This is a genomic window from Paenibacillus sp. EKM10P, from assembly GCF_011800655.1.
Classification (GTDB): Bacteria; Bacillota; Bacilli; order Paenibacillales; family Paenibacillaceae; genus Paenibacillus; species Paenibacillus polymyxa.
This window is the reverse complement of sequence record NZ_JAALET010000001.1, coordinates 179,397-204,960: the sequence shown is the minus strand read 5'-3', so window position 1 is coordinate 204,960 and position 25,564 is coordinate 179,397. Positions and strand designations below refer to the sequence as shown.

Genomic DNA, 25,564 nt, shown 5'->3' with positions numbered 1-25,564 from the left:
TAGACCTCCTTATTGTTCAGCTATAAACGAAACCCCATCCAGCCAAACAGCCGTGTATATAGTGTTCTGGATCAGTACATTTCCGTTCGTGTTTATAACTACGGTGGAATTGCTGGATTCGTTACCCCCGCCGTTTGATCTTACCCGTATCTCCGTTCTTATAGCAGGTCTATACTGCGGAGGAAGGGTGAACAATATAGTTCCAGGTGTTGTAATTCCCCCTGAAATTGAATCTCTGAAATAGACTACGTTATCGCTAAGTTTAATGAAACCGAACAATGAAGAAGCCCACCCATTAATCAACGTAGGTTTGAGCCACGCGGGATTATCTTTTTCAGCCTTCTTGTTCTCAAGTACACTCACACGCGCGGTGTTTTGCTGTACGCTGTCTACCAAGTCCACAAGCAGCGTTGTTTCGTTGGCTGCGTATGTGCCCACAAATGGTACGACTGGCGAGGCTTCGGTAGTTGTATAGGTCGTGCTGTAAGATGCAGACGGGTCAAACTTAGCGGCAGGAGCATAGGCCTGAACAAGACCATATGTGCTCTTGTCAGCATCGGCATGAGTAATTGTTCCCCATCTATCGTTCTTGCTGTTTTTATAAACAACGAAAATTTTATTGGGTCTTTCACGAAGTTTGCCAAGTCCACCTAAAGCGCCGTTAATCCAGTATTGGTTACTTGAAATTGATGGTTTAGATTCCTCCCTAACAATCATCCCTGTACCTACTTCAACCTGGTTGTCGCCCTCAACAAATGATAGTTGCCCCTCGGATACAATAGGTTCCACGGTAGGCGTTGCAAGCTGGAATACAAGTTGATACGGCGTATACCCTGCATAGGATTGTTGCGGTACGGATTGCGTGAAGTTAGGTGCGCCCACACGCTGAACCCAATACTTTGTACCCGTACCGTTCCAAGTTGCCGTAGTTGCTGCTTGTGCTTGTGCTGGTGTTAGGGTATTAGCGTCATAAGCCTTGTACCCGAAAAAGTAGGCTCTGATGTCGTCTAATGTAGGTGGGTAGCTATCAGCCCATCCACTGTCTGAAACAGATACAGAGATGGCAAAATTGGGCGAAGTCGCATCTATCCCCCATCTGTCGGCTGTTGTGTCTTGACCACCCCACAATAGTATCTTACCGTCAAACTTTACTGCCGATCCACTGCCGACAAACGCATAATTTACATCGGGCACTACAGGATAAAGGGCTTTGAAGCCTGTCCCCGACACTACATTATTCACTTTAGTTATTTTACTACCATCTAGTAGGACACTTTCAAACCTTTTCACTTTGAAGTATTGACCATCACGCTCAAAAACTGTATCCGCATTAACTCCTATAACTGGATCAGCGTACAGGTCTGTTTGCAATGCCAACATGGAATCCTCGCGCGGCTTGAATGCTTTAGCTGTGCTGCCCATGTTGAGCATTGGCTTTGTCATGGTAACGGCTGTTGATGATGTCCCTAGCAATCGAATATTAGCAGCTCGACTCGTTGCTGTGAATGTGGCGCTTAACAACCCCGAACCCACTGCCTCAACTATAATAGCGGACTCAGGATCGTCCGTAACCGTAACCCTACCAGTCGCCCCACCCGATTGAACTGATACAGTGTACTTTTGTCCGGGCACTAGCGGCGACACAGTGTGTACTATTTTGTTATCCAACGTGACAGTAATGCTTTTTTCGTCCACTATAATAGGTGTTCCCTGTTTGGCTGACCACTCAAAGAGAGAAGGCAACATATTCTCCCCATATCTAATCACATACGGATTACGAACAGGCATTATGCTGTCCACATATGGATATTTGGTAACTACCTGTTCAGCGGTCATGCTGTCTAAGGCAGCATAATCTGAAGCGCTAATCTCATAAAGACGAATAGCGTCTGCATAAAAAGTTTGGCCAGTTGCTGTTGAAATTGATGCAACTTCCAAGTTGATAGCAGTATCGTTTGTCGGTGCACATTTTGTATAAATCGTTACAAATCGACTCTGATCTTTGGACTGTTTGAGCGCCTTATTACCACCTGTAGAAAAGTTTACATAGATATTATTTGAGGCATTGATGTTTTTAACATCAGCTAGGGCGATATAGTATCTTCCACCAGTAAGCTTTAATCCGGTACTATACACGTTATATACACCGGAAGCATTCTTCGCAGTAACCTTGATAGATCCCGTACCCTGCGCCTTATTAGATGTATCCACTGCAAGATCAGCTTCCCAACCTAAAAGGCTGTCGATTCGGTCACAAGAGCCTGCCCGCCCCAACAAATTCACCAACATACGTCCGCTTATTCCCGTCAACGAAAATGGCGCAGCCTTCTCCGCATGAACAATCTGTACCCCAGGTTCCAAAGCTACCGCCTTGCGTTCCGTCGTATCCAGACGCTTCTTAATCTCGTTTACACCGTCATTCACGTCACCTGCAAATTTATCTACAGACCGCCAGTTTTCATCCAAGTACTTCTCCAGATCAAAATATGTTGTTTTGGGCGATGTACGGTCAATTTGATTTAAACCAAGATTCGGTGTTTTTTCGCTTGCCATGTTATGCGCCACCTCCTAAATATCTATCCTGTGTTGTATGTTCATTTTCATAGAGGGTCATGGACTCCACTTCCGCAATGGTCAAGTAGCGTAATTTATACTCTACCGCCATATGAGCAGGTTTGATCTCCTCAATGGCTGCTTTAAGATCCTCAACGTTGGGCGGAATTCCGATGGTGTCCATAAATTTGACCGTAAATCCCCATTCGGCAGGGTGAAAAGTAACATCTACCGTGCCTCCGTCATACGCCTCAGCTACATTTTTGACAAGCTTGCCTGAAAAGGTTCCTGCCCCCCGTAGCTTCGATTCCACCACTGCGCGCCGCTGATCCAACGGCTTCCCCAGATCGGTTTCGATCCCCAGCTCCGTTTCCCAGCGTTCCAGCCCCCAGGTGGCGGTACGTACGAAAAACTGTCCCACCGTTGCATCCATTGCAAGATACAAGGCGTCCAGTTCGCTTCCTTTAGCATCCATATCGGAACGCATCACACGTGAGGTTTCATAATAGGCAGGCAAATAGGAAAGCAGCTCGCGTCCCCGCTCGCTGCTCATTTGGCTTACTGTATCTCTCGCTATTGCTACCCGGTTAGCAAAGATGTCACCACGGTTTACACGTTTTCCCTGGTCTGGGTCATTCAATAAATCTTCAAAACTGTCTATTCCGTTGTTACTCACCGACGCTCACCGTCCCCAGCACGGCCACCTGACCTGATCCAATCTCAATATTCTGATTGCTCTGTCCGTTGATTTTCAGCTCAGAGAAATCAATAATTATTGGAATGTCTAACAGCACAGCAGAAATCCGGGTGTACCTTACCAACGGATCTGCCTTGTAAAAAGCAAGCTGCTTCAAATACGTCCGCACACCGTTTTCGATCAGCTTTTTGATTTCATCCAGTGTGGACGGCTTCTCTTTGGTGCGCTGTACCTTGACCGAAATGTTTATTTCCACTTCTGCCGCTGGCATGATCGTCACCACAGGACCTGCTGGTGCTAACCCTTCGCCTTGCCCATCCTGGGTCGGATCGATATACTTCTGCACCGCAGCCACGATTTCCGGGCTGGCAGCGCGTTTATCCGTATCCAGCACATATAACCCCACTGTTCCTGGCCCTTTCCAGAGTGGAACAACTTCCACGCCACCCACTCCAGCAATCTCATTCGCCCACTGGGTATACTGCGCCTTGTTGCCGCTTGTACCCTGGTTCCGCACCTTGGCATAAAAACGCTCCAGCAACAGTTGGTCGCTTTCAATGTCTGTGCCGCTTTTGGTTTCCTCCGTATTGATCACGGAGGAAACCCCGCTAATCGGAGTAGCCATCACCTGAATGACACCCGCTGGCACGTTGCCGCTGCGTCCAGGATTGACCGCCCGAATGGCCGCTTCCCCGGTACCCTGTTCATCCAGCGTGACTGAGGTCGTGGTCGCATACTCAATGGAGGCTTCCCCGGATACATCATCTGCCGGAGTCGCCACCAACGTTCCCGCCGGGACGATTGTTCCAGCTGTGCCTGTGAACTTGACCTTCCCTGATGCAGCAACGGCTTCCCGTCGTGTCACTCCATGCTCTGCTGTACGCAAATCCAGTTCCGGCGAGCGAAAATCCGGGTTATCACTGGCTGCTGTGCTGGCAAACCCCCGACGCAGCAGCTCCTGCGCCCAGATTGCCGCTTCAGAAAGCATAAATGCCACTGGCGCCTGCGCATCCCAAATAAAAGAGCCCTCGGACTTATCGATGTCCGAAGGCACTTTTTCCAGCATTCGATTTAAAATTTCCTCTTCCGTCTGGTCTACCAAATATTCCGGCAAGTCTGCCATTAGATCACCACACTTTCCACAATTTCTGTCTCATCCCGCACGTTCGTAATCTGGCAGCTAAAATAGCATGCCTCACCTTCCCATCGAAACGTGAACTGATCCACACTAGCCGTACGTGCATCTGCTAGCAACGCCTCTGTGACCATGCGCTTAATTTCACTTTCTTGCACACCGTGCCCATAGCTGCTGCCAATCAGCTCCTCCAGCTCACTTCCATAATCAGGCGAATAGATTACATGACGGTAGCGAGGAGTGCGTATGGCTTTTTCACACCACTGTACCCAAGCTTCTTTCTCGCCTGTAGTCACGATTTTACGGCTAGGGCTCATTACAAACTCCCCAGCTTCAAAATCAAACCTCCAGCTTCGCCCAAATACCGCACGGTTATCCTCCAGCACATCTGGATTGGTCACATCTATGTCTGTCCAGATCATATCATCTGTTTCGGGAAATAAATTAGCCACGTCCATTCACCACCTTACACACGACCACCACATCGTTACCACTATTCACCCGCACCGCGAGTACACGATCCCCAGGCTTAAGTCCTTTGTTCAGGCTCAGATTTACATCCTCCAGCTCATCCTCCCCGGTATAAAAAGAGGTTTTCAGCTCTTTGCCTTCCCAATTTTCTGATTCTACCGATGTTGAGGTACCTTTGTACATATGGCGTGGTACAGATAGCAGCCCCGGCAGCTCGGCGACCAGATAATCCTGAAGCTCATGTTTAAAATCATCCAGCTTGAGTCCTGTGGAAGTGATGGTACCTAATACTGCACCTACTCCACTCAGCGCTTGCTTGGTGTGTTTATGAAATGAAGATTGCAGCGCAGTGGCTAAATGCCCGTAGGGGTCCTTATTCAAGGTAAAACCTCCTTTTTACATCGTCATACGTTCCGAGTTCTAGCGACATACTGCCAGGGTTGCCCAATTCCCTGCTTACTGAAATCACCATCAGCTTCATGTTCCCTAACATTACCGCGTCTCCTGCTCGAATCGTATTCATATCTGGCGCATTTACCGATATCGTTTGTTGTATGCCTCTCAGCTTACTTTTGGCCAACTCACGTGCTGCCGCACCCGATTTCACCTCGTCATCCTGTACGATCACCTGAAGTGTTCCATATTTGGCAATGTCCTTTTCCTCAAGCGCCATCACCTTGGAAGGAACCTCTTTCCCTGTTTCACTGGCCGCCGTAGCCAACACCTTTACTCTCGTGGCTGCGCCTTCCAACGTACGGGATTGTGTCGTATCGGTCACTTTCTCCAAAACATATACATCTTTGTTCGTGCCCAGTTCGTACAGCTCCAAGCCGGAAGAAATCATACGTGGATGATACAGCTTGCCGCCCGCCTTGGCCGTCTCCCGCAGATCGCCCAGCATCATGGAATAAATGGACTGCGTCCGGTATACGGCGCGCCCGAGCTGCTTTTTTGTGTCCGGCAAAGAAGCGATTTTCAGCTTCCAATCCCTCGCATATTTCTGAAAACGCTGGGTAGCCGTCTGCTTGGCAGGAAGTAAATATTCATCCTCCGACTTGTCCAAATATACCGTACGGTCATACAGCGTCAGCGTCATACGTTTAAGCCCGTTGTTGGAGGTTTCCACTTCCCAGATCACCGCTGGAGACAACAGAGGAACATAGTCTTTTTTACCATAAGGAATACCACTAACCCGGATTGACATCCCTGGAGAAATGACCGGCATATCGGACGTAACGACCAAATTGACCGTCCCCTGATAGGCGATTTGCTCCAGCGAATCCCTTAAATTAATGTTCTCCACAAGTGGCGAAAGATCATATTTATCCTGTAAAATGACTTTATAGCTCATGACAGCACCAGCTTTTGCCCCGGTTTAATCGCATTCGGATTTTTCCCGATGGTCTTTTTGTTAAGCTGATAAATACGACTCCATTGAGAGCTGTCTCCCAGCTCCAGCTTGGCAATTTTGGACAAGGAATCTCCCGATTTAACCGTGTAAGTTTTCTTTTTTTCTTTCATATCCGTGCGAGGCTTTTTGTTGACTGTCGCGGACTTCGAGCCGGTGCCAGCTTTTTTGGCTACCTTCATTTCACTCCAGGTTCGCAGTGACAAATCAAAATTGACATCCCCATATTCCCCGCCCCGAAAGATTGAATTATGAGAAGCGACAATTACTGGCACATTCACGGCTGTCTCCGTAATGATAAAACGTAGCGGACTCTTGGATAACAAAAAGCCATTCAACGTGTTCATGGCCTCCTGCGGATCAGGGATGTCTTCATATGTGCAATATGCTGGATTGTATTCTTTCGGAAAAAAAGAAGAGAAGGAGATTTCCTTCACCTTCTCCCCTTGTGGAAAGTCAAACTCCCCATAGGATAAAATCGTCGTTGTATCAAATCCCTTTTGCCGTGAAATCGTTACTTCCTCAGGATTTACTGGAAACTGAAACTTTTTTCCCTTACCATCCGTCAAACTAAATTCCATCTTTCTCCTCCTTCCCTATTGCTACCATTTACTGCATTACATAGTTCCAGCGCCCGTTGGCTTGGTGTTCTGCGTTGCACGCAAAATTTCAGCTTTAAGACGGTAGCCAATTTGCGTAATAAGCCCATCCACATCCAGCTTGTTCTCATGTACAGTGACCTGTACAGCCCCCGCAGGAAGATTGAATTGGTTAGTAGTTTCGGTTTTAAAATCCTTCAAAAAGCCAGACAATGTTCCCATTTGTTCAGGACTGATCTGTACTACTTGAGGAGTGGGATTACCGTTGGCCTTACCTTTAGCTTTGGCGCCATTGTTCGCATGCGCCGCAGTATTCAACATTGGGCTTGGGTTTACCCCTTGGTTAGCGATAGCCATCGGTCCGTAAGGATTAGGAACGCCTTTGGCGCCCGGTTGTGGAGGCACGAATGCGGATGCACTATATAAAGGCGGCATAGTTGCTAAGGGCTTAAGGGACGCACCTATATTTGAATTAGGTGGGATTGAAGGTTTATGAACTTCAGGTGGCTTAGTTGGCTCTTTTTTAGGTTCGTCTTTTTTACCGAAAGAAAAGAAATCAGAAAAACTTTTACCAAAGTCTCCAGCCTTATCCGAAATCCAGCCTTTGACCTGTGAAGCCTTTTCTCCAAGAAATTTACCGGCGGACTTCGCTTTTTCCATCATAGCTGGACCATAATCTGAGACTAATCCGCCAATTTTACCTCCGACAAAATCTCCCGCCATACCCCCAAGTGTTGAACCAACCACAGTACCAATACCCGGCAGCAAAAATGAACCTATAGCTCCACCTAACGCAGAACCAGCAGTACCGCCTACCGTGGAACCAATAGCTTCTGCGCGTTCTTTACCAGAGGTGGCCTTCGCGATGTTCACAATATCCATTCCATAGCTTAAAGGCCCCAACAGTTTTTTTGCGCCGCCTTTTAAAAGGTTTTTGAACAAGCCTGATCCGGCTTCCTCAGCTGCACCTGCAACACTACTTGGTCTGATAATACTAGAAGCTGCATCTGCAGCAGCACTCGAACTTGCAGCGCTAGGTACTGCACCAGCAGCTTCGCTTGGATTAATCATCCCCCAGCCTTTAGCCTGCTCAAACAATCCCTGTCCACCTTCAATTAAATCTGAGCCTCCTCCAACCTTTTCTAAAAATTCACCTCCAGATTTCCCTACGTTAAATGCTTTACTAGCAAAATCTTTAAACTTCTCTCTTCGGTTAGCTCCCTGGAGCGGTCCCTTTAAAATACCAAAATCGGTTTTAAATTTTTTAAATGCTTCAGGAACTTCAGATATGCTTTTTACCCCTTCACCAACTTTTTTTACATTACCAAGAAAATCCTTTACCTGAGTTAATGCATCCTTAGGCTCTTCTTTTTTCTCTGCAGCTGGTGTCACAGATCCCAACTTAGTACTCAAATCCGCAATAGCCTTCGTATTGGCCTCTACAGCAGTAGTATTTGCTTTCAAAACCGTACTCAGATTGTTATCAGACTTGACCGGGTCTGCTTTAGCAGTGCCGCTATTTACCTTCACATTCACATTCCCAGAGGCATTAATAATCTGAGATTTAACCCGGTTAATCTTGTTTAACAGATTATCCAAGCCTTTGGAGGCCATATCGTTCAGGACAATTTCCGGAGCCATGCGGGTACGACCGATTTTTAGAACGCGTCCCTGAATTCGCTCAAAATAGCGTTCCATTGCGCGCAATTCTCTGTTGGCCTTAATGACGTTTTTGGGATCGATCACAAGGTTCATGCGGTAATTTAATGCTTCTGCCATCTATCATGTTCACCTCCTTGTTTATGCTTTTGAAGCTGCAATGCTATCCATTTCCTGTTCGGCAAACGCCAGCAGCAGCATGCGCTCACCGCGGGGAAGCCGCCAAAAGTCTCCGGGACGGAGGTGGTGCCGGACCCACAAGTGGTACAGCATCGTCGTCATTCCCCCGGAGCCGATTAGTTTTTTAGATCAGCAATCTCAACGCCAAAACCGGACAGTTCCAGCACTTTATCTCCCACTGCATCCAGTTCACCCGCCAGCAGCATACGGCGGACAGACTGTTCGCCACCGGACAGCTTCAAGCGGCTTGTAATCCGGGGATCTCCCCAACCATTAAGGGACAGGCCCTTCACTTCCAACTTTCCGGTGGCTTCCGAAATCAACAAGGCGTTGAACGTTTCGGTATCTACCTTTTCGTCTACAGCACCCTTCACGGTTCGGCGAATCGTGCAACGCTCACGAATGCTGTCCACCTTACTAGAGGTCAGTCCGTGCAGTACAATTTTCATATCGAGGCGCTTGATACGAACCGTTTCTTCCGGTAGTTTCTCAGCGGCTTCAAACAGACTGTCCAAAATTTGTTCTTCTGTCATATTCTCATTCATACTCATAGGTCATTCTCCCTTATTGTTAATTTCAGAATTTCACAAATTCTTATTTTCATTTGGGGAACGGGACACCTGACAGCATCCCAATTCCCCGTTAACCAATTTAGTTCGCTACAATCGGATCCAGCAGCTCATAGCCTTCGAAGGTGAAGGTCGTTTCTTCCTGTACTTCCTCGCCTGCTGTCCAGTTGGCTAGCTGGATTTTGTCAGCAGTGCAACGGATGAGACGAATACTTTCATGTCCAAAAGCTTCTGGATCATCCAGCTTCGTAATAATCTCAAAACGATTAAAACCACGACGAATCATATCGGACGTAACTTTGTAGCCACTCATCGTCCCCGTCCCTTTTTTGATGCCGCGCTTATGCACCTTCCACTCATTGCCCACGAGATTCAGCTCGCGTTTTTCCATTTCCACGCTGGCTTCCAGCTTATTGATATTCGTCTGCCACACCCCATCCACATGCGCCTGACCAAACGTACCTAAAATAACTCTTGAAGCATCCAACATTTCTTTTTCCTCCTCAAAATAATTCATAATATAGTTCGGGATTTCACAAAATCCTCGTTGTTAAATTGCTACTGCAATCCTACTGAGCGCCACCGAAATGCTTAGGCGCGTAAAATGCTTATTTATTGCACGTAAAATGTGCCGAACAGCTGCTCCATCACGTCGGTGAGCTTCACATTCCATTGCAGGAACACTTGATCCGGCTCCGGTTTGATGACTGGCGCATCACCGTAGTAAGCCGGATCGAGAATGACATCGTAGCCATCCGCCTCGATCACGTTGCTCAGCGACAGCTGTGCCAGGTATTCTTTGATCGCACCGATGAGTGCCAGACGACCTTCTACTGTGTTGTTGATTTTGCCAATGTAAGTCTCTTCGGCTGCACGCTGCAAGTCAGCGTTAATGGCATCCATGACACGGATGGAACGGATTTTCTTCCACGCATTGTTTTGTCCGGCAGACGGGTTCACCAAGCTGTTGATTCCACGCAGCGCTTTGACCTGACGGCCATCGAAGAACAGGAGGAACACCCCGTTACGGACAGCCTGTTCCTGCTCGGAACGTGTCCAGCGGCGAGTTACATCCTCAAAAGGCGTAACCGCATACGTTGCGGATTGGTTCAACCGTTGGCCTGCGATCAGTCCGGCTACATAGGCAGCCGTTTGGGCGGAGCTGTAGTCCGTACCTGCCAGACGTACGCCTGTGCCCACGTTTACGATGCCTTCATGGTTCAGTGCCAAAGAACGTGCAGAAGCCAAGCTGACAGCCGTTTTGGACACATCATCTGCCGCAGAACCGCCGAATACAGCGATGACGCCTTTGCCTTCATTCCGGACACGTTTGATCCAGGCAGCAAAGCTTTGCAGCAATGCCAGATCGGCTGCATAATCCAGGGCCAGCACATTAAACTCCTGTCCTTCCAATGCTTCCTGCATGGCGATGTAATCGGCATTAACCAGCTTGCTATTGCCGCTATTGCCACCTGTCAGATGTACGCCGCTGACATCCGCTGGAATGCCGCCTTCGCCGACAACCTCAGCTTTCACCCATACGTTTTCGCTGTTTTCGTTCAGCGCTTTGGCAATCGAAGCAGCCGTACCGTCGCTGCCTTTGTACGTACCCAGCAGTTTGGTTCCTTCATAGAGGCGCACCTCACGAGCTTGCTCGTCGCCCAAAGTTGGCTGTACCGTTACGGCAAAACCATTACCACGGCTACCTGTGTACAAAGCCTTCAAACGCAGCACGTCGGTTGGGGTCTCGCCACCACTTTTCAGCGTTACAGACGCCTCAGCAGCCGTGTCATCTGCCAATCGGTAAGCGAGCAGTTTTTTCGGACCGCCCAGCAAAGCCAGATACAACGTGGAATATGCTGTCGCACCGTTCTCACTGTCGCCGGAGAAGATTTGGCTAATAGCCGTTTCGCTACCCACCTCTACAAACTCACGTACAGGGCCCCAATTCGCCTTGACGGGTACAACGACCGTACCACGTGATCCACCTTGAATCGCTGAAGCTGCTGCTGCCTGAAAATTCATATACAAACCCGGTAATACCGGTTTATTCGTGTTTTCCCATGTTCCGCCTGCCATAATTAATCCACCTTCGCTTTCATAAATTGTTCGATTTTAGTGTGTGCTTCTGCTACCGTAAATAGCTTGTCCTGTGTGCCAAAAAAGGCGCCTGCCAGCACTTCTACCTTTACAGAAAACAATTGTTCTGCGTGTTCCTTTAGTTCCTCTAGCGTATAGCGTGGGCCATTTGCTTCCTGCCCGCTATGTAGCGGGGTCTTCTCATGGCTTTCCAAGGTCACTCGGACCACCTCATTTCAAAATAGGATGAATTTCCACTCTGCGAATCAATGCCGCTTCCTCAGCCGGACGCATACGCCGCTGTACCAGCGTCAGCCGAAGCTGACCGTCTAAAATGGCATCCGCCTGCAAATCGGCTGAGGCTTCAGCCGTAGACATATAACGGCCCTTGTCCTGCTCCAGAGGAAGCTGGATTTGAGCGGCAAAGCCTTCGACCAGCGCGGAAGCTGCGCGGTTCTCTTCGGTGGTGACCGGGGCAGTGATATGCCCGATGAACCGTTTGCGGAGCTCATACATGGAGGCTCCTGCCATCCGGGTTTCACAGCCGCTCAGCCGCCATAATACCGCGTGGCTTCCCGGCTGTGCGGGCCATGCGTCGGCGTATACCGACCACAATTCGCCCAGTTGCTTCTGCGTCCAGCCGACCAGTGCTGCCAGCCATTCTTCCGGCTGTGCTGCACCAGGTGCTGAAGCGGCCGATCCACCTTCTGTTTCAGGCACATACACGCCAAAACGCAGCGTTCTATAGGCCTTGCCCGTAACCGTGTCCAGCATTTCTGCATCCCGCACGCCCAAATAGTGCGCGGTAAAAGCAGACGTGTCCTCACCTTTACCTGTCACCGATGCTCGGTGCAGTCCGGCAATCAGGGTATTCGCCCATACATCGGCCTGCGCCAGCCCCGCTTGTCCTGCGTACAGCTTGATGCGGACAACCTGCCGGTAACCGGCCCAGGAAGACTTCCAGATTTCCTCGCCCAGCACCATAACCGCATACGGCTCCTCTGCCGTCTGCGACGGAGGTTGAACATCGTATACACGCCCTTGCAGCGCCGGAATAATGTCAATGAGCTTTTGCTTAAAGGCTTGTCTCATCCTGTGGCATGCCACCCTTGCGTATCCTGTGCTCGCATGCTGTGGCTGTTTAGCCAGGCTTTTTTCCACTTCCATGCTCTCAGCCGGCGTAGCCTTGTACTCATGCATTGCAGCATCCCTTGCTTAGGCAACACGACTCCTCCTTTCTATACATCGAATTCCCGGGAAGTGACAAAGACGATGACCGCATGAAAAAACCGGCCCTATTGGCCGGCTAACGTTTGACGGTGTGTGTCTTCGGTATGTCCTCTTGTCTTGATTCCCGATGATATAATCTTACACCCTTATAACGAATGCGTTGCCGGGGAAATGGACGATAAAAGTAGAGACTAGGGATGAAGTTAGATGGTATTTCGCGAACGTTTGTTCTTATATTAAAAATGCGTTTAATCTCATTGTTGATGTGCACACAAAAAAATAACCGCCCTTTAAAAAAGGCGGTTATTACATCGTTCAATTCAATGAATTATAAATATTTGCAGTATACCTAGTGATGGCTTCATCGTAATCTGGATACTCATACTCCAAACTTCTGGCCACAGCCTTAGCGTATTTTCTAAACAATGCATAGCAAGTAAGTAAAGACTCCCACATTTCTCGATAGCCATTTTCAGAGTAACTGGATAGTAAACTTTCCCAGTCTTCATTAGGAAGGTACTGATTTATAAATTTATAGTTTTTTCCTACGCTAAAGGTGTACCCTTGCTCTGAGCCAATCTTCCAAGCCATCATTCGCAGCAAATTAGGTCGTGCTATCTCGTGCAAATGGTCAATAGCAAACAGGATTTCTTTTCTCGCCAATCCTTTTACGATATAAGTTGAAACCATCCAAAACTCATTACAGCAATCATCAAATTCCTTTGCCGTGAGCTTTTTAATCCAATATTGATGGTCATTTGCGATCACTTCCTCTTGGATCAGCACATCCTTGTCGAGCAGAACCTCAACTAAACCATCGCTATTCGTAAAATAATCCTCTACCTCGTTTATAGGGATCAGTGTCAGATCTAATTTGTTTCCATCCTCAAAAAGAATGATATATGAAAACCAGTTACCTAGTTCTGATGGAAAAAGTTCCATATCCTCGGGTTTTTGCATCATAAGCCTATCCCCAAACACGTGGAGCCATTGATCACTTTCCTTGAAAGAATCCATATCTGTTACAAAGTAAGAAATATCATAATCTTGAAATGAATCAGGAGGAATATTGAAGTTTGTACGTGATCCTTCCATCGTGACCAATCGTATTCTTTTATCGTTCATAGCAAACTTTATAAGGATATTCATCATTTCTGGTTCACTTCTCAATACATCCGTCCTCCGTTCCTATTTTAATTGAGACCTATGCTTCTTATTCACCGTTGCGGTTCATACTCCTTGCTGTCTAGGTTAATAGAGCCACAGGTTGTGACCCCTATGCATTTACCTACCCCAGTCTTCGATCCGCACCCTTTTGCAAGCTTGCCAGATTCAGAACGCCTTGGTCTGCCAGCGCTAGCGCCATTTTGTAAAAAGCACGTGTGCGAAGCTTCGTATACGTATCTTTGCTGACTGGCGGGTCCAGCACATAATTGTAAACCTTGTAATCGAACACATCATCATCCTTTAAATAACGTTCACGGATCAGCAACTGTTCACGTTCATTCAAGCGGCTCACTACGGCATCCACCATTTGGCAATAGGCCAAGCGGGCGGCAGGAGCATCTACATTATATACAGCAGTCCGAGCCGTTGGGTCGCTTGTCACATTCGTGGGTCCGTTCGGGCGATCCGTATAGCCAGCAGTAATAAAGCTTTCCCGATCCATAAAGGTTATTGTTTTATAAATCCGGTATTTCTCAAATACACCCTCCAATGCATTCTGCGTTTTGCGACGGTCTAATTCGGGTAAGTTATTTCTCATGAAAAGCAACACTCCTTATATTATGCCTTTTGACAATGATGTATTTTCAAATAAAAATGCACTTGTTTACATTTTGTTCCCCTTTTGTTCGTATCTTGAGTATAACATAACATTATTTAGGATAGGTATCCATCGTGAAAAAAAGCAATATAGCTCCAAAAACAGGATATTCGCTCTACTTTTCTATGCCTTTTGGCATATTACGTGCTTTTACTATTTGCCTAATGGTATAATAAGGCTAATTCTATGATTCTATTGCAGAAAGGAGCTCCATTGTGGAACAGCCAGCATTCGGAACTTACCTAAAACAGCAGCGTGAGCACAAGCAATTGAGCATCAACCAATTAGCAGATGCCGCAGGTATTAGTAATTCACAAATTTCCCGCATCGAAAATGGGCTGCGCGGAGTGCCCAAACCCTCCACCCTCCGCAAAATAGCGGACGCGCTCAGCGTATCCTATACCGAAATGATGAAGGCCGCCGGATATTGGGCGGACGATGATTCAATAGAGCAAAACCCACACGAACTTTATCGTTCTACTGTACCAGAATGGGCAAACTCCAAAGACCGCCGGGATTTTAAAAAAATGCTGGAGGAAGACGACGAATTAATGTTTGATGGCATTCCGCTGGATGAAAAAGACCGACAACGAATCAAGGACGTACTGACAGGCCTGTTCTGGGAAGCCAAGCAAATGAACAAACATAAAAAGCCCGCAGATCCCGGTGCGAGCAAAGATCAGGGATAGTAGGTGATCGTATGAAGGAACTCATTCACCAACTTGTCCGAAAATACCGTACCAATTGCCCCTTTGATATCGCAAAAGCCTTAGGCATCCATATCCGATACTGCGATCTGGGTTCCACAACCAAAGGGTTGTATTATCACAAGCTGCGCAGAAGATTCATCGTCATTCACAATGGCCTTACACCAGTATGGGAACGGTTCGTCTGTGCGCATGAATTGGGACATGACCGACTGCATAAAGGTATTAGTCGCTTTTTTATGGAGGAGCATTCCTACTTTTCTCCAGGAAAATTTGAACAGCAGGCTAATCGCTTTGCCGTGCTTTTGCTGAGTGCAGGCAATCCGCCGCTGGCTGACGAAACATTGGATCACTATTTACCCCGGATCGGGCTGCCCAAAGAGACTGCCCTTTTTTTTGATCACAAAACTGAACAATAGTTCCTATTCTATGAGTTGCTGTCTATTACTGCCTCTACAATATAGGTAACTAGACGGTGTGTTTAACAACCGATATCTCAAAAAAATGTAGTGCTTTGATATAAAATAAGAGTTATTTTTACAATCATCTGATAAAATGTGGACGTAAGCGGTTTCTCTAATTCATTCATTTTATGGGAGGTTGAAGGAACAACATGAACTCATGGAAAAAACTCTCGTCGATCTTGACGACCGCCGCGCTTCTGTTCGGATGTCTCGGTACAGCAGCAGCGGACCCAGCTACTACTGCGGGAACGGGGACAACAACGACTCCAGTCAGCGGTAAACACATCACCATCCTACATACGAATGATACCCATGCTCACGTGGTCGCTAACGACAAGGAAATGGGCTTCGCCAAGCTGGCGGGTATCATCGATCAATATCGCGCTGCCAATCCCAATACATTACTGCTGGATGATGGGGATACCGTTCATGGAACGACCTTCGCTACTTTGGTCAATGGTGAGAGTATCGTAAAAGTAATCAACAAGCTGCGCTATGATGCAATGGTTCCAGGTAACCATGAGTTTAACTACGGCTGGAAGCATCTGGTTGAGCTGAGTAAAGAGATTCAGTTCCCTGTACTGAGCGCCAACATTAAGCAAACCGACGGAACACGCTTGTTCCAACCGTATACTATTAAAGAAGTCGATGGCGTTAAAATCGGTATTATCGGCCTAACTACGCCTGAAACAGCATATAAAACCAATCCTAAAAATGTGGAGGGCATTCAATTCACCGACCCTGCGGCTGAAGCCAAAGCGGCAGTAGACGAAATCCGCAGCAAAGTAGATGTCGTCGTTGCTCTGGGTCACCTGGGACAAGATGCGTCCAGCAAAGACACCAGCCTCAAGGTTGTGAAGGAAGTGCCTGGCATTGATATTTTCATCGATGGACACAGCCATACCGTGTTGGAAAAAGGCCTGGTCGGTGACCATGGCACGTTAATCGCTAGTGCAGGTGAATACACCAAGTATCTAGGTGTGGTGGATCTGTGGGTCGATGGCGGCAAGGTTATCCAAAAGCAAGCGAAGCTGATCGATTCGACTCAAGCTGCTGACGTGCAGCCCAACGCTGAAATTGCTGCATTAATCGCCTCCATTCAGAAGGAGCAAGAACCAATTCTTAAAGAGGTTGTAGCACAAACCAGTGTAGATCTGGAAGGCGCGCGCGAAAAGGTACGTGCGGGTGAAACTAATCTCGGCGACCTGCTCACTGATGCTATGCGTGACGTTTCGGGAGCAGACGTGGCTTTAACGAACGGTGGCGGCATCCGCGCTTCCATCAAAGCAGGAACGGTTACCAAGGGAGACATCATCACCGTACTGCCTTTCGGCAACCAAATCGTTACCCTGAAAGTGAAAGGCTCTGACCTTCAGGCCGCACTGGAAAATGGCGCAGCCTCCTACCCGGAACCAAGCGGGGGCTTCCCGCAAGTGTCCGGTATCTCGTTCAAAATAGACACCTCAGCAGCCAAAGGCAACCGTGTTCACTCCATTCTGATTGCTGGAAAAGCCCTTGATCCTGAGGCAACATACACACTGGCTACCAATGATTTTACTGCCGTAGGTGGTGACCAATATACGATGTTCGCTAAATATCCACAGGCAGGTATGTTCGGATCGCTGGATGAAGCGTTAATCCGCTATATGCAAAAAGTGGGCTCTGCCAGCCTGCAAGTACAAGCAGACGGCCGTATTCAAGAAGCCAAGGCAGACGGAAAAACTTCTGTCCCTGCCACACAAGCTGTACCGTCTGCTCCAGCCACGACGCCAGCACCTCTGCAGGAGATACCGCAATCCGATTCCACATCGGCTGCGAAACCAGCACCTGTGAAATCGACACCTGCAAAGTCTCAAACTAGCAAGCCACAGCAGGCTTCGACTACTGCACAAGCTGCAAATAGCCACGTATATGTTGTAAAATCTGGGGATACACTGTATGACATTTCCCGCAAACACGGTACTACCTGGCAACAGCTTCAGCAGTTGAATAAGTTGAAGAATCCTCACCGCATTTATCCGGGTCAAAAGTTGGACCTCCCGGCCTAATTCAATAGCTAGCATAAACAGCATTCAGAATCCAAGTGGTTTCGGATGCTGCTATATGTCAGGAGTTTTTAGATATGCGATAGTCCAAGCTCATTTGGACATCGCATATTTTTTTTGAAAGCAAGCCTTTTAACCGCTGACAAGTTGTGAACCGAGAGGTATGATGGAGAAGAGTTATTCGGGCAGAGAACATTTGTCCCGGTATCCATCGGGATCAGTTATGTGTGTGGAAGGAGTCCATTATATGCAATACATTATTTATGATCTTGAATTTACCGTTAGCCGTAACGCCAGATATTCCTCCGAAATTATTGATATCGGTGCCGTCAAAGTTATTCAGGGAGACGATGGCCTATTCGTTGCGGATACATTTCACAGTTTTGTGAGACCATCGAATCGACCTGTGATCTCTACAGATACCGTTCAATTCACGGGTATTGCTCAACGAGACATTGATGCCGCTCCACTCTTTCCTGAAGCTGTGAAGCAATTTATTGCCTGGCTCGGTACAGATTCGCCCTATTATTTATGCGCATGGGGACCGGATGACCGTCAGAAGCTGGTATCCCATTGTCGTACCCATCATGTAGATCTCGGTTGGATTCATAATACAAATGATATACAGAAGCAAATTTCCCGTCTGTTTAGTTCCAATGGAAAATATCGTCAGTTGAGCCTGTCTCAGGCGTTGGAATTGTGCAACATTGACTTTGACGGTCAACAGCATCGGGCACTGGATGATGCCGTGAACACCGCTCAGGTTTTCATGTACCATTTTGATCGTCTTACATTAGTTCATAATGCTGCCGACGATGAGGAAAGTCGCGGCTCGAAGCTCGTCTACTCCTCACCAGAAGAAGAACAGGAGCAGTACAGTCCCTTCGGCAATCTCGCCAACCTGTTTAAGGACCGTTAAGCAGATAGCTCCCCGGCCCGTTCCGGGGGATCTCCCCCCTGTTATTCTTGATTTCCTGCCTTTTTATCGAAGTAAAACGCCCCCCAGGTTCGCAGCATTTCTTGCATACGTTTGCGGTACCGTAAAGGTTCCAGAATCTCGGCCTCAGCTCCATAGGATGTGAGCCAATCCAGAAATTCACGGTCATGATTGACCGTCACCTCAAACAACAAACTTCCATCTGGCAAATCCTTGAGAAGAGGCTTGATGAACAGCTCCTCTTCTTTGACCCGATATACAGAATCGGCAGAGAAACGTACGACAAACCGAATATTTTGATTTCCTTTGGTCACCGACCAGGTGCCTTTAAAAAACATTTCCATTTCAGATGTATTTTTTTGAAACGTATACGGCAAAATCCTCATATTCCGAAAACGGCTGATCCGAAAGGTTCTCATGGCGGATTGCTTATGACAAAAACCAAGCATATAGAATCGCCGATCTTGAGGAACCAAACAATAAGGATCTACTTGCACCAATGATACATCTTCATTTTGAGGCGAGCTGTATTCCGCTTCAATTGTCTGCTGCGTAAGACTCGCCAAAACAATCAGCCTGAGCAGATAGGGCTGGTTTTCCCGATCAAGTGTCGAGCCGAGCCGGATGATATTTTTCATTTCCTGCGCGAAGCTCGTCTGGTCCATCTTTTTTTTCTGACTAGAGGCCATCACTTTCTCATAAGCACTTTCAAAAGCTGGCGGTAGAAGAGGCTTTATCGTTTCCATCATCTCTCCCAGCTTGGTAAAAGCCTCTGCCTCTTCTTCTGTCCAATTCAGAGGATACAAAGCAAAATTGCTAATAAAAATGTACCCCTTGCCATGCCCCATATTCGTAATCGGAATATGCATAGCGCTTAGCGCCTCCATATCTCGGTATATGGTACGTTCTGATGTTTCACAACGTTCGGCAAGCTCTCTTGCCAATATTCCTGGATTTGCCTGAACAATAGTAATAATCCGCATTAAACGTATCAACCGATCAGTCAAGGAAGTCTCTCCTTTACAAAAAAATAGTAAATTAGACTCACTAATTTGCACAAATAAACTAGCACAATTACCTATCTCAACCTATTATTCTTCGTAAAACGAACATCTCCTAACGATATTTCCTTATTAAAAAAGACCTTAGAACTATACGCAGTAAACGATACAAAAGACCCACTCCATTTATTGCGTATGGATAGAAGTAACTCGGCTTCCTCAAGATAATCCATGTCTTCGCTTCTAGCTGCACATATAAGCAATTCATCTGCTTGTCTCGTAAGGATGAACGCCCCTCGCTCAGGCTCCCCTTTCTCATACATACGTAATGCCTTTTTTACAATTGGGGACGTCTCATTCAGCTTTATGTATTTTTCCACCTTCGGGTTGGATGGAATGCTCAGCAGACCAAGATGATGCGTGTAATGGATATAAAGCTGGTCTGTGCGGATCAGCGTTCGCTTTTCCTGCGATGGCTTGCGCCAGCTCCACTCGATCATTCCAATCGTATGTCTTCCGGACGCGTGAGCCGGTATAGAAAACGTTAAAATAGCTTGTCTATATTTTCCCCGTCGCACATCACCACAGTGAACCAGCATGCAATCTCCGTTTTCTGATTGTTTAAACCCGAGCCTCACCCCTTCAGCTTTTAATAGATTTACCCCGTTTTCTGGAATGAACTGAAGTTGAAGGTCACATCCCGCTGCCTTCGGTATTAGATTCCCTTTTCTTTTACGTATAGCCCCATAGCCCCATTCTATCAGTAGATTTACTTGTTTGGACCCATTCGCCGATATAGACTCTTTGTCCCATGTGTACGTTACATTGAGCATTGACTTCACCACTGGTAAATTCCCCCTAAAAGAACATGTAACTCTAAATTAACAGTGTTATCTGACACTATATTGTCAGGGAACATATGTTTGATTGTGAAAATTATACATGGTAATCTTTATGAAAGGGGACCTAATTCGGCAAATAACATTTTCATCCATTCTAATTACATAAATACGCAAAAATAGCCCGGCTTTTGCCGGGCTACATGATAGTCTGCTTCTATATTTAAAATTATGAAATCGTAGTTTCTGTTAAAGATACTTTCGTATTTGTGCAAATATCGGATATTGGAGCAAAAGTAGTGCTATCCACGATAAGCTCCTTCGATAATGGCTTGCCATTTACAGTGATTTTTAAAATTGTATAGTTTTGTTCTCTCTCATTCATCTTTCAGGATCTCCTTCTATATCTATTTTAATATTTCTAGTTCATATATTTTGTTCAAGCCCTGATCAGGTGCGGATGGTTCTTAATTCGTTTGTTGGGAAAAATGCCGGAATGTTGCCGCTTCCTTGATATACCCGTTTTAGGTTACACTTAAACTAATAATCGAGTTTTTTTGATAATCTTTTCCCGTATTTGTCGTCTATATATTCTAAAAGCTGCATCCAAATCATTATATTATACGTAACCATGTGATGTGGGTAATGATCTGTAACATCTAACATCTTGGTTTCTCAAAAGGGGGAACATCACTTGGCACGAGCAACTTATCGCTTTGCTTTGTACCGCCGCATTGTCTGCGCTGCTATAGCGCTTTTGTTTATTTTTGGAGTAACCCGTGTACCCGAAGCTCATGCTGCTTATTGGGATGATGTATATCAAGGCTTTGAGCAGTTTTCACGTTTGCCAGGCGATGTATATCAGCTCAAGGAAAGCTACCGCCAAACACAGGAAGACCTGGAAAAGGCCCGTACCAGCATCGAGACCTACCAGAAGCAAAACGCCCAACTGCTGGAGCAAAATCGCAAGCTGAACGACACCGTTACAGAACTAAAAAATCTTCAAACCCAGCGCGATCAGGCTTCACACCGAAATAAAATGCTCATCATCACGGCTGTCATTCTGCTGGCCGGTTATTTTATAGGTATCCGACTGTTACGTTACGGGATGCGTCGACGCTCGGGAAGATACTAACTGCCTGAAAGGATGAAGGGTCTGAATGGACATACAAGCAGGACAACACCATGATGAAAGTGTCGGTTCGGTCGTAACGCTCGACCTGGCTGAAGGGGAAAAGCTGCACGTTCTGCATCCGCAGCAAATCATCGCCTATCGCGGACCCAGCTCAGGTCGCAGTGATAAGCTGATGAATATTAAAGGCATGTATCGCAAGCACAAACTGATTCAGGCCGATTTCACAGGCGCTTGCCGGCTAATTGCCGCACTTCCTCCTGGCTTTAGTCTGAAGATGATCAAGCTGGAAGGAAGCGACGATTTGCTATACGATTTCCGCAACCTGTTCTGGTACAGCTCCGGCATCCAAATGCGTACCAAGCTGCTAAGCATGAAAAACATGTTGTTTAGCCGTGATGTCATTAAAATGAAATTTGACGGTATCGGCCACATTGGCATTTTGACGCAGGGATTGGTATGTCAAGAACAGCTTCATCCGTCGGAGCCGATCTACGTCGATGCGAGCAGCGTCATTGCCTATCCCGAAAACGCCAAGCTGGAGTTAACCGTATATGGTAACCATTTGGCCAGCCAGCATATGAACTATCATTTTAAAATGACGGGGCACGGTACCGTACTATTTCATGCTGGTGAGCATCATCGGCGACTTCAGCAGGATATGAACGACGATGGCGTGATCAAACGATTTTTAAGGGAAGTCATTCCATTTGGTGGAGTGTTTATCAAATAGCCCTGCCATGCTATAATGGCAATGCTATCAAGGAAGCTGTCTGTCCTTGTGGCAGCTGCTAATGAAGAAAATCCATGCATAACGCATGGGAGAGGTTCGCGAACTCCCTCTATAAAAAACTAACGATGCTTTGTCCTCCGCATTGAAAAATGAATTTGCGGGGCAAGGCCTGTTTTTTGTTGAAGCCGGTTCAAGAACTCTCCTTCTTCCACGTGACAAGACTCTGTGTCTTACACCATTCCAAGAAGATCGAGAGGTTTTTTTATGTTTACAAACGAAAAAGCAGTCGTCGTATTCAGCGGCGGCCAAGACAGTACAACCTGTTTATTTTGGGCAAAAAAACATTTTGCCGAAGTAGAAACTGTGACGTTCGATTACGGTCAGCGCCACAAGCAGGAAATTGAAGTTGCCGCCGGAATCGCCAGCGAGCTGGGTGTTCCGCAAACGGTACTGGATATGAGCCTGCTCAACCAACTTGCCCCCAATGCCCTCACACGCACCGACATTGACATTACTCAAGAGGAAGGCGAACTGCCTAGCACCTTTGTAGACGGTCGTAATCTTTTGTTCCTAAGCTTCGCAGCGGTTCTCGCCAAGCAAAAAGGAGCGCGCCACATCATTACAGGCGTTTGCGAGACAGATTTCAGCGGCTATCCCGATTGCCGGGATTCCTTTATTAAATCGCTGAACGTCACACTGAACCTTTCGATGGACTATCCCTTTGTGATTCATACCCCGCTCATGTGGTTGAACAAGGCCGAAACCTGGCAAATGGCCGATGAGCTGAAAGCTTTTGAATTTGTAAGAACCCGTACACTAACGTGCTATAACGGCATCATTGGCGATGGCTGTGGCGAATGTCCTGCTTGCAATCTTCGTCGTGCTGGACTGGAGCAGTATCTTGCAGTTCGCGGCGCTTCGTCCCAAGGAGCTGAAGGCCATGCGTGAGCCAGGTACCTTTCGTATTGTCGACAAGCTCCAGCAGTTCGGGACAGACATTGAACACTCTCAGTTGCGTTATCACCGCAAGCGTGTACTTGTAAGCAAACAATTTACGTTCGATGCAGCCCACCATTTGCACTGTTACGAAGGCAAATGCAAAAATCTGCACGGACATACTTATATCGTCGTATTTGGCATAAGCGGTATCCCGAGCGAAATAGGTCTGACGCTGGATTTTGGTGATATCAAAACGATCTGGAAAGAGCGAATTGAGCCTTTTCTGGACCACCGTTACTTGAATGAAACGCTTCCTCCAATGAATACAACGGCGGAAAATATGGTCGTCTGGATCTTTGAACAAATGGAGTCAGCCTTGACCTCGGATGCATACTGCAATCGTGTTGAAGGCGGACGTACCGAATTTGTACGACTGTTCGAAACACCTACCAGCTACGCCGAATTTCGACGGGAGTGGATGTACGATGAGTAATACTGTAACTACTCACCAACCTATGGCAACCCCCGACAGGGCTAAAGCAGCCCCTATTCCTGTGCTGGAGGTGTTTGGTCCCACCGTGCAGGGCGAAGGTATGGTCATTGGTCGTAAAACGATGTTTGTGCGTACCGCAGGCTGCGATTACCATTGCTCATGGTGCGACTCCGCCTTTACCTGGGACGGCAGCGCCAAGGATCAAATCCGTCGTCTCAGTGCCACTGATATTTGGCAGGAACTACAGTCCATCGGCGGCGAACAGTTCTCGCATGTGACCCTTTCCGGAGGCAATCCCGCCCTGCTGCCACAGCTCGGGACGCTGATTACCCTGTTACGCAGTCAAGGCATTGCCACAGCTGTCGAAACACAAGGCTCCCGTTGGCAGGAATGGCTGTATGATATTGATGAGGTGACCTTATCCCCGAAGCCGCCCAGCTCTGGCATGACGACCAACTGGGACGTGCTGGATGATATCGTGGCCCGTCTGACCAACCGGAAAATGGCTGGAGCGTCCAAGTCTACAACAAACGTCTCAGTTACAACGTGCACCCAGGAATCAAATAATGAATCGGTCAGACTATATGCTGGAGCATGCAGCCTGAAGGTCGTCATCTTCGATGACACCGATCTCGCCTATGCCCGCACCGTTCATGAGCGCTATCCACACGTACCGTTGTTCCTCCAGACGGGTAATCCAGATGTGAACACGGAGAACACCGGGCAGATCGCAGAGTCTCTTTTACATCGTTATGAATGGCTTATCGACCGCGTCATGGACGATTCCCGGCTCAACGATGTAAGAGTACTCCCGCAGCTCCACACCCTCGTATGGGGCAACAAACGCGGTGTATAACATGCATATACAATATATTCCAGATGGTCTGTATGTGATACACAAGATACACCAAATTAGTCGAAGTACACCCTCGACACCCAAAGCCATATAAAAAGAGAGAAACGCTCGTCCGCGAGGACGGGGTTTCACAATAAAATATCGCTCCTTAAATATAAGGAGCGAAATTCCATTTCCGCCCAACCCACATGTAAACGAGCAGGGACTTTATGGTGATGACGGCGGTCGGCCAGCGGAGCGGAGGATTTGAAGCTGGAGAAGCGTTAGCGCTCGCCTTTGAAATGGGATTCTAACCTATAGATCTTTTATCAGAAAGAATCCCATTTCAACAGCGATCGGAAGCTCAAATCCTTCGCGAAGCGACCTCCCCACCACCATAACTCCCTCTCTCTTTTACCAGACTAAACCAACTTTAAGGAGCCTCACTCAACATGACCGGAAGAAAACCTGAAGAAATGACCGACGTTACCCTACTTGGCAATCAAGGCACACAATACACATTTGCCTATGATCCCGCCATTCTCGAAAGCTTTGATAATAAACACCCGTACCGCGATTATTTTGTAAAATTCAATTGTCCAGAGTTCACCAGCCTGTGTCCGATCACAGGACAGCCTGATTTTGCAACCATCTACATCAGCTACATTCCTGATATTAAAATGGTTGAAAGTAAGTCCCTTAAGCTATACCTATTCAGCTTCCGCAACCACGGTGATTTCCATGAAGACTGCGTCAATATCATCATGAATGACTTGATTAAGCTGATGGACCCTCGCTACATTGAAGTATGGGGCAAATTTACGCCACGCGGCGGCATCTCTATCGACCCGTACACCAACTATGGCAAGCCGGGAACGAAGTATGTGCAAATCGCAGAACATCGTATGATGAACCATGATATGTATCCAGAGACGGTGGATAATCGATAGGCTGATCCCCTCTATTCGCAAACAAATATAAATAAGGGGCTGTCCCAATAGTCATAAAATGACTCAAGGACAGCCCTCATATTT

28 protein-coding genes and 1 riboswitch are annotated in these 25,564 nt (G+C 47.2%); of the genes, 10 read left to right on the top strand and 18 right to left on the bottom strand.

What is annotated here, in order from left to right; translation table 11 throughout:
• Positions 1–9: 9 nt before the first annotated feature.
• The 15 genes from HFE01_RS00840 to HFE01_RS00770 all read right to left on the bottom strand — a co-directional run bounded on the left by HFE01_RS00840 (position 10) and on the right by HFE01_RS00770 (position 14,345).
• A complete protein-coding gene (locus HFE01_RS00840; RefSeq protein WP_167438298.1) occupies positions 10–2,553 on the bottom strand; it encodes a hypothetical protein in 2,544 nt (847 codons plus the stop codon).
• A gap of 1 nt (position 2,554) precedes the next feature.
• Positions 2,555–3,229, bottom strand: coding sequence for a YmfQ family protein (locus HFE01_RS00835; protein WP_167438299.1), 675 nt, complete (start codon positions 3,227–3,229; stop codon positions 2,555–2,557).
• Entirely contained in the window at positions 3,222–4,373 is a 1,152-nt protein-coding gene (locus HFE01_RS00830; protein WP_167438300.1) for a baseplate J/gp47 family protein, read from the bottom strand. The genes HFE01_RS00835 and HFE01_RS00830 overlap by 8 nt, the downstream gene beginning before the upstream one ends.
• Positions 4,373–4,843, bottom strand: a complete 471-nt coding sequence (locus HFE01_RS00825) for a DUF2634 domain-containing protein (RefSeq protein WP_164964693.1) — start codon at positions 4,841–4,843, stop codon at positions 4,373–4,375. The genes HFE01_RS00830 and HFE01_RS00825 overlap by 1 nt, the downstream gene beginning before the upstream one ends.
• Positions 4,830–5,237: a hypothetical protein gene (locus HFE01_RS00820; protein WP_167438301.1), complete on the bottom strand. Its 408-nt coding sequence runs from the start codon at positions 5,235–5,237 to the stop codon at positions 4,830–4,832. The genes HFE01_RS00825 and HFE01_RS00820 overlap by 14 nt, the downstream gene beginning before the upstream one ends.
• Positions 5,230–6,207 carry an XkdQ/YqbQ family protein gene (locus HFE01_RS00815; protein ID WP_167438302.1) on the bottom strand — a complete coding sequence of 326 codons (978 nt, stop codon included), beginning with the start codon at positions 6,205–6,207 and terminating at the stop codon, positions 5,230–5,232. The genes HFE01_RS00820 and HFE01_RS00815 overlap by 8 nt, the downstream gene beginning before the upstream one ends.
• Positions 6,204–6,845 (bottom strand): LysM peptidoglycan-binding domain-containing protein, encoded by a 642-nt coding sequence (locus HFE01_RS00810; RefSeq protein WP_151255446.1) that lies wholly within the window; start codon positions 6,843–6,845, stop codon positions 6,204–6,206. The genes HFE01_RS00815 and HFE01_RS00810 overlap by 4 nt, the downstream gene beginning before the upstream one ends.
• Before the next feature lie 36 nt (positions 6,846–6,881).
• Positions 6,882–8,642 carry a hypothetical protein gene (locus HFE01_RS00805; RefSeq protein ID WP_107734061.1) on the bottom strand — a complete coding sequence of 587 codons (1,761 nt, stop codon included), beginning with the start codon at positions 8,640–8,642 and terminating at the stop codon, positions 6,882–6,884.
• 176 nt (positions 8,643–8,818) lie between these two features.
• Positions 8,819–9,253, bottom strand: coding sequence for a phage tail assembly chaperone (locus tag HFE01_RS00800; protein WP_107734062.1), 435 nt, complete (start codon positions 9,251–9,253; stop codon positions 8,819–8,821).
• A gap of 100 nt (positions 9,254–9,353) precedes the next feature.
• Positions 9,354–9,761: a phage tail tube protein gene (locus HFE01_RS00795; RefSeq protein ID WP_016821317.1), complete on the bottom strand. Its 408-nt coding sequence runs from the start codon at positions 9,759–9,761 to the stop codon at positions 9,354–9,356.
• Positions 9,762–9,883: 122 nt separating this feature from the next.
• On the bottom strand, positions 9,884–11,350 hold the full coding sequence (locus tag HFE01_RS00790; protein ID WP_017426412.1) for a phage tail sheath family protein: 1,467 nt from the start codon (positions 11,348–11,350) through the stop codon (positions 9,884–9,886).
• A 2-nt stretch (positions 11,351–11,352) separates the two neighbouring features.
• A complete protein-coding gene (locus HFE01_RS00785; protein ID WP_107734063.1) occupies positions 11,353–11,571 on the bottom strand; it encodes a YqzN/YkzM domain-containing protein in 219 nt (72 codons plus the stop codon).
• Positions 11,572–11,581: 10 nt separating this feature from the next.
• Positions 11,582–12,550 carry a hypothetical protein gene (locus HFE01_RS00780; protein WP_025364225.1) on the bottom strand — a complete coding sequence of 323 codons (969 nt, stop codon included), beginning with the start codon at positions 12,548–12,550 and terminating at the stop codon, positions 11,582–11,584.
• 345 nt (positions 12,551–12,895) lie between these two features.
• A complete protein-coding gene (ant(6), locus tag HFE01_RS00775; protein WP_107734064.1) occupies positions 12,896–13,750 on the bottom strand; it encodes an aminoglycoside 6-adenylyltransferase in 855 nt (284 codons plus the stop codon).
• Between the two features lie 118 nt (positions 13,751–13,868).
• Positions 13,869–14,345 (bottom strand): ArpU family phage packaging/lysis transcriptional regulator, encoded by a 477-nt coding sequence (locus HFE01_RS00770; RefSeq protein WP_090888190.1) that lies wholly within the window; start codon positions 14,343–14,345, stop codon positions 13,869–13,871.
• A gap of 275 nt (positions 14,346–14,620) precedes the next feature.
• Between HFE01_RS00770 and HFE01_RS00765 the strand changes: the two genes are divergently transcribed.
• From HFE01_RS00765 to HFE01_RS00750, 4 genes are all read left to right on the top strand, one after another.
• Positions 14,621–15,094 carry a helix-turn-helix domain-containing protein gene (locus HFE01_RS00765; RefSeq protein WP_013369769.1) on the top strand — a complete coding sequence of 158 codons (474 nt, stop codon included), beginning with the start codon at positions 14,621–14,623 and terminating at the stop codon, positions 15,092–15,094.
• Positions 15,095–15,105: 11 nt separating this feature from the next.
• On the top strand, positions 15,106–15,531 hold the full coding sequence (locus tag HFE01_RS00760; protein WP_107734065.1) for an ImmA/IrrE family metallo-endopeptidase: 426 nt from the start codon (positions 15,106–15,108) through the stop codon (positions 15,529–15,531).
• A gap of 194 nt (positions 15,532–15,725) precedes the next feature.
• The gene (locus HFE01_RS00755; protein WP_107734066.1) at positions 15,726–17,624 is read left to right on the top strand and encodes a 5'-nucleotidase C-terminal domain-containing protein; all 1,899 of its coding nucleotides are present in this window, start codon (positions 15,726–15,728) and stop codon (positions 17,622–17,624) included.
• Between the two features lie 244 nt (positions 17,625–17,868).
• Positions 17,869–18,540, top strand: a complete 672-nt coding sequence (locus HFE01_RS00750; protein WP_107734067.1) for a 3'-5' exonuclease — start codon at positions 17,869–17,871, stop codon at positions 18,538–18,540.
• A gap of 41 nt (positions 18,541–18,581) precedes the next feature.
• Here HFE01_RS00750 and HFE01_RS00745 read toward each other — a convergent pair whose 3' ends face one another.
• The 3 genes from HFE01_RS00745 to HFE01_RS00735 all read right to left on the bottom strand — a co-directional run bounded on the left by HFE01_RS00745 (position 18,582) and on the right by HFE01_RS00735 (position 20,783).
• A complete protein-coding gene (locus tag HFE01_RS00745; RefSeq protein WP_016821327.1) occupies positions 18,582–19,565 on the bottom strand; it encodes a helix-turn-helix transcriptional regulator in 984 nt (327 codons plus the stop codon).
• 71 nt (positions 19,566–19,636) lie between these two features.
• Positions 19,637–20,404: a hypothetical protein gene (locus tag HFE01_RS00740; RefSeq protein WP_016821328.1), complete on the bottom strand. Its 768-nt coding sequence runs from the start codon at positions 20,402–20,404 to the stop codon at positions 19,637–19,639.
• Positions 20,405–20,627: 223 nt separating this feature from the next.
• Positions 20,628–20,783 (bottom strand): hypothetical protein, encoded by a 156-nt coding sequence (locus tag HFE01_RS00735; RefSeq protein WP_016821329.1) that lies wholly within the window; start codon positions 20,781–20,783, stop codon positions 20,628–20,630.
• A gap of 309 nt (positions 20,784–21,092) precedes the next feature.
• On the opposite strand from HFE01_RS00735, the gene HFE01_RS00730 reads away from it, so the two are divergent.
• The 6 genes from HFE01_RS00730 (at position 21,093) to queF (ending at position 25,480) form a co-directional block, all read left to right on the top strand.
• Positions 21,093–21,533, top strand: a complete 441-nt coding sequence (locus HFE01_RS00730) for an SH3 domain-containing protein (RefSeq protein WP_031463042.1) — start codon at positions 21,093–21,095, stop codon at positions 21,531–21,533.
• 25 nt (positions 21,534–21,558) lie between these two features.
• The gene (locus HFE01_RS00725) at positions 21,559–22,263 is read left to right on the top strand and encodes an AIM24 family protein (protein WP_016821331.1); all 705 of its coding nucleotides are present in this window, start codon (positions 21,559–21,561) and stop codon (positions 22,261–22,263) included.
• A gap of 85 nt (positions 22,264–22,348) precedes the next feature.
• A riboswitch (PreQ1 riboswitch) is annotated at positions 22,349–22,392 on the top strand.
• A gap of 135 nt (positions 22,393–22,527) precedes the next feature.
• On the top strand, positions 22,528–23,211 hold the full coding sequence (gene queC / locus HFE01_RS00720) for a 7-cyano-7-deazaguanine synthase QueC (protein WP_016821332.1): 684 nt from the start codon (positions 22,528–22,530) through the stop codon (positions 23,209–23,211).
• Positions 23,204–23,695 carry a 6-carboxytetrahydropterin synthase QueD gene (gene queD, locus HFE01_RS00715; RefSeq protein ID WP_164964685.1) on the top strand — a complete coding sequence of 164 codons (492 nt, stop codon included), beginning with the start codon at positions 23,204–23,206 and terminating at the stop codon, positions 23,693–23,695. The genes queC and queD overlap by 8 nt, the downstream gene beginning before the upstream one ends.
• Complete coding sequence (gene queE, locus HFE01_RS00710) at positions 23,688–24,551, top strand: 7-carboxy-7-deazaguanine synthase QueE (protein WP_107734070.1); 864 nt, start codon at positions 23,688–23,690, stop codon at positions 24,549–24,551. Before queD ends, queE begins: the two co-directional genes overlap by 8 nt.
• Before the next feature lie 431 nt (positions 24,552–24,982).
• Entirely contained in the window at positions 24,983–25,480 is a 498-nt protein-coding gene (queF, locus tag HFE01_RS00705) for a preQ(1) synthase (protein ID WP_107734071.1), read from the top strand.
• Positions 25,481–25,564: the final 84 nt, after the last annotated feature.

Bases quoted from the DNA above. Each gene is read 5' to 3' on its own strand.
- HFE01_RS00800 (WP_107734062.1), bottom strand. From the start codon at position 9,253: ATGAGTATGAATGAGAATATGACAGAAGAACAAATTTTGGACAGTCTG.
- HFE01_RS00815 (WP_167438302.1), bottom strand. From the start codon at position 6,207: ATGAGCTATAAAGTCATTTTACAGGATAAATATGATCTTTCGCCACTT.
- HFE01_RS00805 (WP_107734061.1), bottom strand. From the start codon at position 8,642: ATGGCAGAAGCATTAAATTACCGCATGAACCTTGTGATCGATCCCAAA.
- queF (WP_107734071.1), top strand. From the start codon at position 24,983: ATGACCGGAAGAAAACCTGAAGAAATGACCGACGTTACCCTACTTGGC.
- HFE01_RS00795 (WP_016821317.1), bottom strand. From the start codon at position 9,761: ATGTTGGATGCTTCAAGAGTTATTTTAGGTACGTTTGGTCAGGCGCAT.
- queC (WP_016821332.1), top strand. From the start codon at position 22,528: ATGTTTACAAACGAAAAAGCAGTCGTCGTATTCAGCGGCGGCCAAGAC.
- queD (WP_164964685.1), top strand. From the start codon at position 23,204: ATGCGTGAGCCAGGTACCTTTCGTATTGTCGACAAGCTCCAGCAGTTC.
- HFE01_RS00840 (WP_167438298.1), bottom strand. From the start codon at position 2,553: ATGGCAAGCGAAAAAACACCGAATCTTGGTTTAAATCAAATTGACCGT.
- HFE01_RS00810 (WP_151255446.1), bottom strand. From the start codon at position 6,845: ATGGAATTTAGTTTGACGGATGGTAAGGGAAAAAAGTTTCAGTTTCCA.
- HFE01_RS00735 (WP_016821329.1), bottom strand. From the start codon at position 20,783: ATGAATGAGAGAGAACAAAACTATACAATTTTAAAAATCACTGTAAAT.
- queE (WP_107734070.1), top strand. From the start codon at position 23,688: ATGAGTAATACTGTAACTACTCACCAACCTATGGCAACCCCCGACAGG.
- HFE01_RS00725 (WP_016821331.1), top strand. From the start codon at position 21,559: ATGGACATACAAGCAGGACAACACCATGATGAAAGTGTCGGTTCGGTC.
- HFE01_RS00790 (WP_017426412.1), bottom strand. From the start codon at position 11,350: ATGGCAGGCGGAACATGGGAAAACACGAATAAACCGGTATTACCGGGT.
- HFE01_RS00760 (WP_107734065.1), top strand. From the start codon at position 15,106: ATGAAGGAACTCATTCACCAACTTGTCCGAAAATACCGTACCAATTGC.
- HFE01_RS00750 (WP_107734067.1), top strand. From the start codon at position 17,869: ATGCAATACATTATTTATGATCTTGAATTTACCGTTAGCCGTAACGCC.
- HFE01_RS00830 (WP_167438300.1), bottom strand. From the start codon at position 4,373: ATGGCAGACTTGCCGGAATATTTGGTAGACCAGACGGAAGAGGAAATT.
- HFE01_RS00780 (WP_025364225.1), bottom strand. From the start codon at position 12,550: ATGCATGAGTACAAGGCTACGCCGGCTGAGAGCATGGAAGTGGAAAAA.
- HFE01_RS00755 (WP_107734066.1), top strand. From the start codon at position 15,726: ATGAACTCATGGAAAAAACTCTCGTCGATCTTGACGACCGCCGCGCTT.
- HFE01_RS00770 (WP_090888190.1), bottom strand. From the start codon at position 14,345: ATGAGAAATAACTTACCCGAATTAGACCGTCGCAAAACGCAGAATGCA.
- HFE01_RS00825 (WP_164964693.1), bottom strand. From the start codon at position 4,843: ATGGACGTGGCTAATTTATTTCCCGAAACAGATGATATGATCTGGACA.